Origin of the sequence: Bacillus sp. YKCMOAS1 (assembly GCF_030268125.1) — a bacterium.
Classification (GTDB): domain Bacteria; phylum Bacillota; class Bacilli; order Bacillales; family Bacillaceae; genus Bacillus; species Bacillus safensis.
Genome location: NZ_BSEI01000007.1, coordinates 52,905 through 61,539, shown reverse-complemented (window position 1 = coordinate 61,539; position 8,635 = coordinate 52,905). Strand labels below are relative to the sequence as shown.

Annotated in this window: 7 protein-coding genes and 1 rRNA gene; all 8 read left to right on the top strand. The window is 41.5% G+C overall.

Annotated features, from left to right (window positions below):
• Positions 1–75: ribosomal RNA gene (gene rrf, locus QSJ46_RS19660) — 5S ribosomal RNA — on the top strand; the annotation flags it as partial.
• Positions 76–252: 177 nt separating this feature from the next.
• Positions 253–717 carry a CtsR family transcriptional regulator gene (locus tag QSJ46_RS18395; RefSeq protein ID WP_003217184.1) on the top strand — a complete coding sequence of 155 codons (465 nt, stop codon included), beginning with the start codon at positions 253–255 and terminating at the stop codon, positions 715–717.
• Between the two features lie 14 nt (positions 718–731).
• The gene (gene mcsA, locus QSJ46_RS18390) at positions 732–1,289 is read left to right on the top strand and encodes a protein-arginine kinase activator protein McsA (RefSeq protein WP_285605148.1); all 558 of its coding nucleotides are present in this window, start codon (positions 732–734) and stop codon (positions 1,287–1,289) included.
• A 4-nt stretch (positions 1,290–1,293) separates the two neighbouring features.
• Positions 1,294–2,385, top strand: coding sequence for a protein-arginine kinase McsB (gene mcsB, locus QSJ46_RS18385; RefSeq protein ID WP_039175958.1), 1,092 nt, complete (start codon positions 1,294–1,296; stop codon positions 2,383–2,385).
• Positions 2,382–4,817, top strand: coding sequence for an ATP-dependent protease ATP-binding subunit ClpC (clpC, locus tag QSJ46_RS18380; RefSeq protein ID WP_047203805.1), 2,436 nt, complete (start codon positions 2,382–2,384; stop codon positions 4,815–4,817). The genes mcsB and clpC overlap by 4 nt, the downstream gene beginning before the upstream one ends.
• 93 nt (positions 4,818–4,910) lie before the next feature.
• A complete protein-coding gene (gene radA, locus QSJ46_RS18375) occupies positions 4,911–6,290 on the top strand; it encodes a DNA repair protein RadA (RefSeq protein WP_025092231.1) in 1,380 nt (459 codons plus the stop codon).
• Between the two features lie 2 nt (positions 6,291–6,292).
• Positions 6,293–7,372: a DNA integrity scanning diadenylate cyclase DisA gene (disA, locus tag QSJ46_RS18370; protein WP_024425581.1), complete on the top strand. Its 1,080-nt coding sequence runs from the start codon at positions 6,293–6,295 to the stop codon at positions 7,370–7,372.
• A 153-nt stretch (positions 7,373–7,525) separates the two neighbouring features.
• Positions 7,526–8,626 carry a PIN/TRAM domain-containing protein gene (locus QSJ46_RS18365; RefSeq protein WP_047203808.1) on the top strand — a complete coding sequence of 367 codons (1,101 nt, stop codon included), beginning with the start codon at positions 7,526–7,528 and terminating at the stop codon, positions 8,624–8,626.
• The last annotated feature ends 9 nt before the right edge of the window (positions 8,627–8,635 follow it).

The window sequence follows — 8,635 nt, the reverse complement described above, 5'->3', positions numbered from 1 at the left end:
GAACACGGAAGTTAAGCTCTTCAGCGCCGATGGTAGTTGGGGGTTTCCCCCTGTGAGAGTAGGACGCCGCCAAGCTTCTATCAGGATCAGTTCCAGTCGGAACTGGTCTTTTTTGTGTTTTTTGGAGGTTTGGCACCATATAAATGTGGAAATAATATTGTTAGTTGAGCGATTATCTTGAAAAATCGACCGAAAAAATTTATAGTAAGATTAAAGTCAAATATAGTCAAAGTCAATGGAGGAGGAGGCGGAGTGGCACAAAATATTTCTGATATCATCGAGCAGTATTTGAAGGAAGTCTTGGATCAGAACGGTCGAGAAATATTAGAAATTAAGCGCAATGAAATCGCAGATAAATTTCAATGCGTACCTTCACAAATTAACTATGTTATCAATACACGCTTTACGAGCGAGAGAGGCTATATCGTTGAAAGTAAGCGTGGCGGCGGTGGCTATATCCGCATCATTAAAGTTAAAATGAATGATGAAGTCGACTTATTGAACAACATTATTTCCCAAATATATCATCGTTTATCACAGGCTGCATCTGATCATATCATCATGCGTCTTGTTGAAAATAACATTTTATCTGAAAGAGAAGCTAAGATGATGATTAGTGTCATGGACCGTTCTGTATTGCATATTGATTTACCTGAACGTGATGAACTGCGGGCTCGGATGATGAAAGCGATGTTAAATGCTTTGAAATTAAAGTAAAGCGGGTGAAAAGATTGATTTGTCAAGAATGTAATGAGAGACCAGCCACTTTTCACTTTACGAAAGTTATAAATGGAGAAAAACAAGAAATGCACATATGTGAACAATGTGCAAAAGAAAACAGTGATTCATATGCTATGAGTGGAAACCAAGGTTTCTCGATTCACAACTTATTATCAGGCTTATTAAATATTGATCCTAGCTTCACCACAAGTGCTAACAAGGGCTCGTCTATTTTTCAAGAAGCGAAAGAAGTGGATCAGTGTCCTAAGTGTGACTTAACCTTTCAGCAGTTCAGAAAAACAGGCCGATTTGGCTGTGCAGAATGCTATCGTACATTTGATCAGTATCTGAACCCTGTTTTACGGAAAGTCCATAGTGGAAATACAGTCCATAATGGGAAAGTCCCAAAACGAATTGCCGGCAGCCTGCATGTCCGCCGGAAACTTGAGTTAATGCAGCAAGAGCTGAAGCAGCTGATTGAACAGGAAGAGTTCGAAAAAGCAGCGGAAGTTCGAGATCAAATTCGTGCATTAGAGCATGAGCAATCTCAGCAGAGGGAGGGAGATTAACGACATGTCGCTCCAGCATTTTATTCAAGACGCTCTAAGTCAGTGGATGAAACAAAAAGGACCAGAAAGTGACATTGTTCTAAGCAGTCGTATCCGGCTAGCGCGCAATCTAGAGCATGTTCGTTTCCCAACTCAGTTTTCTCAAGAAGAAGCTGAAGCTGTTCTCCAGCAATTCGAGCAAAAGTTTGCTAGCCAGGAAGTGAAGGACATTGGAAACTTTGTTCTGATTCGAATGAATGAAACGCAGCCTTTAGCAAAGAGAGTACTTGTTGAAAAGCACTTGATCAGCCCAAATTTAGCTGAATCAAGATTTGGCGGCTGTTTGCTTTCTGAGAATGAAGAAATTAGTGTGATGTTGAATGAAGAAGACCATATTCGAATCCAATGCTTATTCCCAGGTTTTCAGCTAGCCAATGCACTAAAAGCGGCTAATCAGGTAGATGACTGGATTGAAGAGCAAGTGGATTATGCATTTTCTGAAAAGCGAGGATACTTAACAAGCTGTCCGACTAATGTAGGTACAGGTATTAGGGCTTCGGTCATGATGCATTTACCGGCATTAGCGCTCACAAGACAAATGAATCGCATTATTCCTGCCATTAATCAATTAGGTCTTGTGGTCAGAGGAATTTATGGTGAGGGCAGCGAAGCAATAGGGAACATCTTTCAAATTTCAAATCAAATGACACTTGGTCAATCAGAAGAAAACATTGTAGATGACTTGAATAGTGTGACTGCTCAGCTCATTGAACAAGAGCGATCTGCACGAAAAGCATTATATCAAACATCTAAAATTGAACTTGAGGACAGAGTGTACCGGTCCTTAGGGATTTTGGCCAATTGTCGTATGATTGAATCAAAAGAAACAGCAAAGTGTTTGTCAGATGTGCGGCTTGGAATAGATTTAGGTATCATTAAGGGGCTTTCAAGTAATATACTGAATGAACTCATGATTTTGACCCAGCCTGGCTTCCTTCAACAATATTCAGGAGGAGCCTTGGAGCCAAATGAACGAGATATAAAACGAGCAGCGATTATTAGAGAAAGGCTGCGCTTAGAAATGCATAGGAATGGACAGGAGGATGAAACGATATGATGTTTGGAAGATTCACTGAAAGAGCTCAAAAGGTATTAGCACTTGCACAAGAAGAAGCCATTCGCCTAGGCCATAAGAATATTGGTACTGAGCACATTTTACTTGGCCTTGTACGTGAAGGGGAGGGCATTGCTGCCAAAGCGTTAGAAGCACTGGGCCTTGTTTCAGATAAAATCCAAAAAGAAGTCGAAAGCTTGATTGGAAGAGGGCAAGAGGTGTCTCAAGCTATTCCTCATTATACGCCTAGAGCGAAGAAGGTCACTGAGCTTTCAATGGATGAAGCAAGAAAGCTAGGTCATTCCTATGTAGGGACAGAACATATTCTATTAGGTCTTATTCGTGAGGGAGAGGGTGTCGCTGCCCGTGTCTTAAATAACCTCGGAGTGAGCTTAAATAAAGCACGTCAGCAAGTCCTGCAGCTGCTTGGAAGCAATGAAACAGGTGCATCTGCGGCAGGCTCTAATAGCAATGCAAATACACCAACACTTGATAGCTTGGCAAGAGATTTGACTGCTATCGCAAAAGAGGACAGCTTGGACCCAGTCATTGGCCGAAGCAAAGAAATTCAACGTGTCATTGAGGTCCTAAGTAGAAGAACAAAAAATAACCCTGTGCTGATTGGTGAGCCTGGTGTTGGTAAAACAGCCATCGCAGAAGGTCTTGCACAGCAAATTATTCATAACGAAGTGCCTGAAATCCTTCGTGATAAACGAGTAATGACACTGGATATGGGAACTGTTGTAGCTGGAACGAAATATCGTGGTGAATTCGAGGATCGTTTGAAAAAAGTCATGGACGAAATTCGTCAGGCAGGAAATATCATTCTCTTTATCGATGAGCTTCATACACTCATTGGTGCTGGTGGAGCAGAGGGTGCGATTGATGCGTCTAATATTCTAAAACCATCTTTAGCACGTGGTGAGCTTCAATGTATTGGGGCGACAACGTTAGATGAGTATCGTAAATACATTGAAAAGGATGCTGCGCTTGAACGACGTTTCCAGCCAATTCAAGTAGATCAGCCTTCTGTTGATGAGAGTATTCAAATCTTAAGAGGACTTAGAGATCGGTATGAAGCACATCACCGTGTGTCTATTACAGATGAAGCGATTGAGGCGGCGGTGAAGCTGTCTGACCGTTATATCTCTGACAGATTCCTTCCAGATAAGGCGATTGATTTAATTGATGAGGCAGGTTCGAAAGTCCGTTTGCGTTCGTTCACAACACCGCCTAACCTAAAAGAACTAGAGCAAAAGTTGGATGAAGTACGCAAGGAAAAGGATGCGGCAGTTCAAAGTCAAGAATTTGAAAAAGCAGCTTCTCTTCGCGATACAGAGCAGCGTTTGCGTGAAAAAGTAGAAGTCACAAAGAAATCATGGAAAGAAAAGCAGGGACAAGAGAATTCAGAGGTATCTGTAGATGATATCGCAATGGTTGTTTCCAGCTGGACGGGAGTGCCTGTTGCAAAAATTGCTCAAACGGAGACAGATAAGCTTCTGAATATGGAACAATTGCTCCACTCTCGTGTGATCGGGCAGGATGAAGCCGTTGTTGCTGTAGCGAAAGCTGTGAGACGTGCGCGTGCAGGCCTAAAAGATCCAAAACGTCCAATCGGTTCCTTTATCTTCTTAGGACCAACAGGGGTTGGTAAAACGGAGCTTGCAAGAGCACTTGCCGAGTCTATTTTCGGTGATGAAGAAGCAATGATCCGTATTGATATGTCTGAATACATGGAGAAACACTCTACATCCAGACTTGTTGGGTCACCTCCAGGATATGTCGGTTATGATGAAGGTGGACAGCTGACTGAAAAAGTGAGAAGAAAACCTTATTCTGTCGTTCTATTAGACGAGATTGAAAAGGCCCATCCAGATGTATTTAATATCTTACTGCAAGTATTAGAAGATGGTCGTCTAACTGATTCTAAAGGGCGTACCGTTGACTTTAGAAATACGATTTTGATCATGACATCAAACGTTGGAGCTAGTGAGTTGAAGCGCAATAAATACGTTGGCTTTAACGTGCAGGATGAAAGTCAAAATTACAAGGATATGAAAGGCAAAGTGATGGGCGAGTTGAAACGAGCGTTTAGACCTGAGTTTATCAACCGTATTGATGAAATCATTGTCTTCCACTCGCTTGAGAAGAAACATCTCAAAGAGATCGTGTCTCTCATGTCTGATCAATTGACAAAACGATTAAAAGAACAAGACCTTTCAATTGAATTGACGGAAGCAGCAAAAGCGAAGATTGCCGACGAAGGAGTAGATCTTGAGTACGGTGCGCGTCCGTTAAGAAGAGCGATTCAAAAGCATGTAGAAGATCGACTTTCTGAGGAGCTTCTGAAGGGCAATATTGAAAAAGGTCAACATATCGTATTAGATGTGGAAGATGGAGAAATTGTCGTAAAAGCGACGGCTGCTACGAACTAATATAGTAAGAAAAAAGTGTGAGGCATACCAGCAAGGTGTATGCCTCCCTTTACTTATTTTCTGACCAGTATAAGGAGTTGTATTCTTCAATCTATGGCTAAGACAAAATCAAAATTTATATGCCAATCGTGCGGTTATGAGTCAGCCAAATGGATGGGGAAATGTCCAGGCTGCGGCACATGGAACAGTATGACAGAAGAGGTCGTTCGCAAAGAGCCGGCAAACCGTCGAAGTGCTTTTAATCATTCTGTTCAAACCATTCAAAAACCTTCACCTATATCTGCAATTGAAACATCCGAAGAACCCCGAATTAAAACGAATTTAGAAGAATTTAACCGAGTATTAGGAAGTGGAATTGTCAAAGGCTCTCTTGTTCTCATTGGCGGAGATCCTGGGATTGGGAAGTCCACTTTATTATTACAAGTATCAGCACAGCTCTCAGACAAAAATCAGAATGTGTTGTACATATCTGGTGAGGAGTCCATTAAACAAACGAAGCTAAGAGCGGACCGCCTTGGTATTGAAAGCGCCTCTTTACATGTTTTGGCTGAAACCGATATGGAGTATATAACGTCTGCTATACAGGAGATGAAACCTGCTTTTGTTGTGGTGGATTCGATTCAAACCGTTTATCAAAGCGATATCACGTCAGCTCCCGGCTCTGTATCTCAAGTAAGAGAATGTACAGCACAGCTGATGAAAATTGCCAAGACAAATGGGATTCCTATTTTTATCGTTGGTCACGTGACCAAAGAAGGCTCGATCGCAGGTCCGCGACTTTTAGAGCATATGGTGGACACGGTTCTTTATTTTGAAGGCGAGCGTCATCATACGTTTCGTATCTTACGGGCGGTCAAAAACCGATTTGGTTCAACGAATGAATTGGGGATTTTTGAAATGAGAGAGGAAGGACTCACGGAAGTATTAAACCCATCAGAAATCTTTTTAGAAGAGCGGTCGGCAGGTGTATCTGGTTCGTGTGTTGTTGCCTCAATGGAAGGAACAAGACCCGTACTTGTCGAGATACAGGCATTAATTTCCCCGACAAGCTTTGGGAATCCGCGAAGAATGGCCACTGGCCTTGATCATAATCGAGTATCGCTGCTCATGGCAGTTTTAGAAAAACGCGTGGGGCTGCTCTTGCAAAACCAAGATGCGTATTTAAAGGTCGCAGGCGGTGTGAAGCTTGACGAACCGGCGATTGACTTAGCTATTGCCGTCAGTATTGCATCAAGCTTTAAAGACGCAGCGCCGCATCAAGCGGATTGCTTTATAGGAGAGGTCGGTCTGACGGGAGAAGTCAGAAGAGTATCAAGAATTGAACAGCGAGTGCAGGAAGCTGCGAAACTAGGATTTAAGCGAATGTTTATTCCTCAGGCGAATATAGACGGATGGAAAAAGCCGAGAGGGATTGAGTTAGTTGGTGTAGAAAATGTAGCGGAGGCACTTCGAATTTCACTAGGGGGATCATAGGAATGGAAAAAGAGAAAAAAGGAGCGAGAGAACTCGATCTCTTAGATATTGTACAGTTTGTGGCACCAGGAACACCTCTGCGGGCAGGGATTGAAAACGTCTTGAGAGCCAATACTGGTGGGCTCATCGTTGTTGGTTATAATGACAAAGTAAAGAGTGTGGTAGATGGAGGATTTCACATTAATTCTGCCTTCTCTCCAGCACATTTATATGAATTGGCGAAGATGGACGGGGCGATTATTCTTAGCGATTCTGGTCAAAAAATCTTGTATGCGAATACACAGCTGATGCCAGATGCCACCATCCATTCATCGGAAACAGGCATGAGGCACCGGACGGCTGAACGTGTAGCGAAGCAGACAGGCTGCTTAATCATTGCCATTTCTGAACGGAGGAACGTCATTACCTTATACCAAGGGAATCGTCGTTATACGCTGAAAGATATTGGTTTTATTTTAACAAAGGCGAATCAAGCCATTCAAACACTTGAGAAATATAAAACCATTTTAGATCACGCCATTTCTGCGTTAAGCGCCCTAGAATTTGAAGAACTTGTGACCTTTGGTGATGTATTATCCGTGCTGCACCGCTACGAAATGGTTCTTAGAATCAAAAATGAAATCAATATGTATATCAAAGAGCTTGGAACAGAAGGACACTTGATCCGTCTACAGGTCAATGAGCTGATTACAGATATGGAGCAGGAAGCGGCTTTATTTATTAAAGATTACGTGAAAGAAAAGATCAAAGATCCGTATGTGCTACTGAAACAACTTCAAGATATGTCGAGCTTTGAGCTGTTAGATGATTCCATTCTGTACAAGTTACTTGGATATCCAGCTTCTACAAATATTGACGAATATGTGTACACAAGAGGGTATAGATTACTCCATAAAATCCCTAGACTGCCAATGCCGATCGTTGAAAATGTGGTTGAAGCATTCGGTGTGCTAGATCGAATTATGGAAGCGGATGTACAAGAATTGGATGAAGTAGAAGGAATTGGAGAAGTAAGAGCGAAAAAGATAAAAAAAGGATTAAAAAGGTTACAAGAAAAACATTACATTGACCGTCAGCTTTAAGAAGAGAAATTTTTCTCTATTACGGTTAAAAATGGATGAATATGGGTATATTAATGATGGTTTTGTTTTCTGTTGCTCATGATAGGAAACTTAAACATATATTAATGTCAGATGAAGGTGGATTGACAGATGAAAAATAAAGGAGGTGAAGGTATGTTAAAAAGAATCGTTCAGGCGTTTTTTATCATTTTTGGTGCAGTTGTGGGGATTTTTATCATTCCAGAGTTATTTCTGCTTTTAAATGTAAAGGACATACCTTTCATAACAAATGCTTACTCTTCAGCACTAATAGGAGCCGCTGTATTCTTGATCATCGGCAAATGGTGCACAGGTTATGTGGTAAATTGGGTGAAATGGATCGAGGATTCTCTATTGAAGGCGCCTCTTCCTGATCTTATATCTGGAAGTTTCGGATTAGTATTTGGACTTATTCTAGCATATCTTATTGTAAACGTGATCCCGCTAAACAATATCCCATATCATATTTTTGGTACCATTATTCCGATTTTCCTGGCTTTCTTTTTAGGATACCTTGGGTTTCAGGTGGGCTTTAAGAAGAAGGATGAAATGATGGGGCTGTTCTCCCGTTCTGCAAAGGTCAGCAAGAAAAAAGGAGCAGCTGATGATGAACCTGAAATAGAAGATAAAAAGCTGAAAATTTTAGACACAAGTGTTATCATTGATGGAAGAATCGCAGATATTTGCCAAACTGGATTCTTAGAAGGCGTCATGGTCATTCCTCAATTTGTACTCGAGGAATTACAGCATATTGCAGACTCCTCAGATGTATTAAAGAGAAATAGAGGCCGAAGAGGTCTTGATATTTTAAATCGTATTCAAAAAGAATTGGATATTAAAGTTGAAATTTACGAAGGTGACTTCGAAGACATTCAAGAGGTTGATAGCAAGCTTGTGAAGCTCGCTAAATTAACTTCAGGTGTTGTTGTGACCAATGATTTTAATTTAAATAAAGTATGCGAACTTCAAAAAGTAGCAGTGTTAAACATCAATGATCTAGCCAATGCGGTTAAACCGGTTGTACTGCCTGGGGAAGAGATGAAGGTACAGGTCATCAAAGATGGGAAAGAGCATAACCAAGGTGTTGCTTACTTAGATGACGGTACGATGATTGTGGTCGAAGAAGGACGCAATTACATTGGAAAAGACATCGATGTGCTCGTCACAAGTGTGCTGCAGACTGCTGCTGGAAGAATGATTTTTGCGAAGCCAAAACTTCTGGAGAAGGCGCTCTAAAGGGAGAAC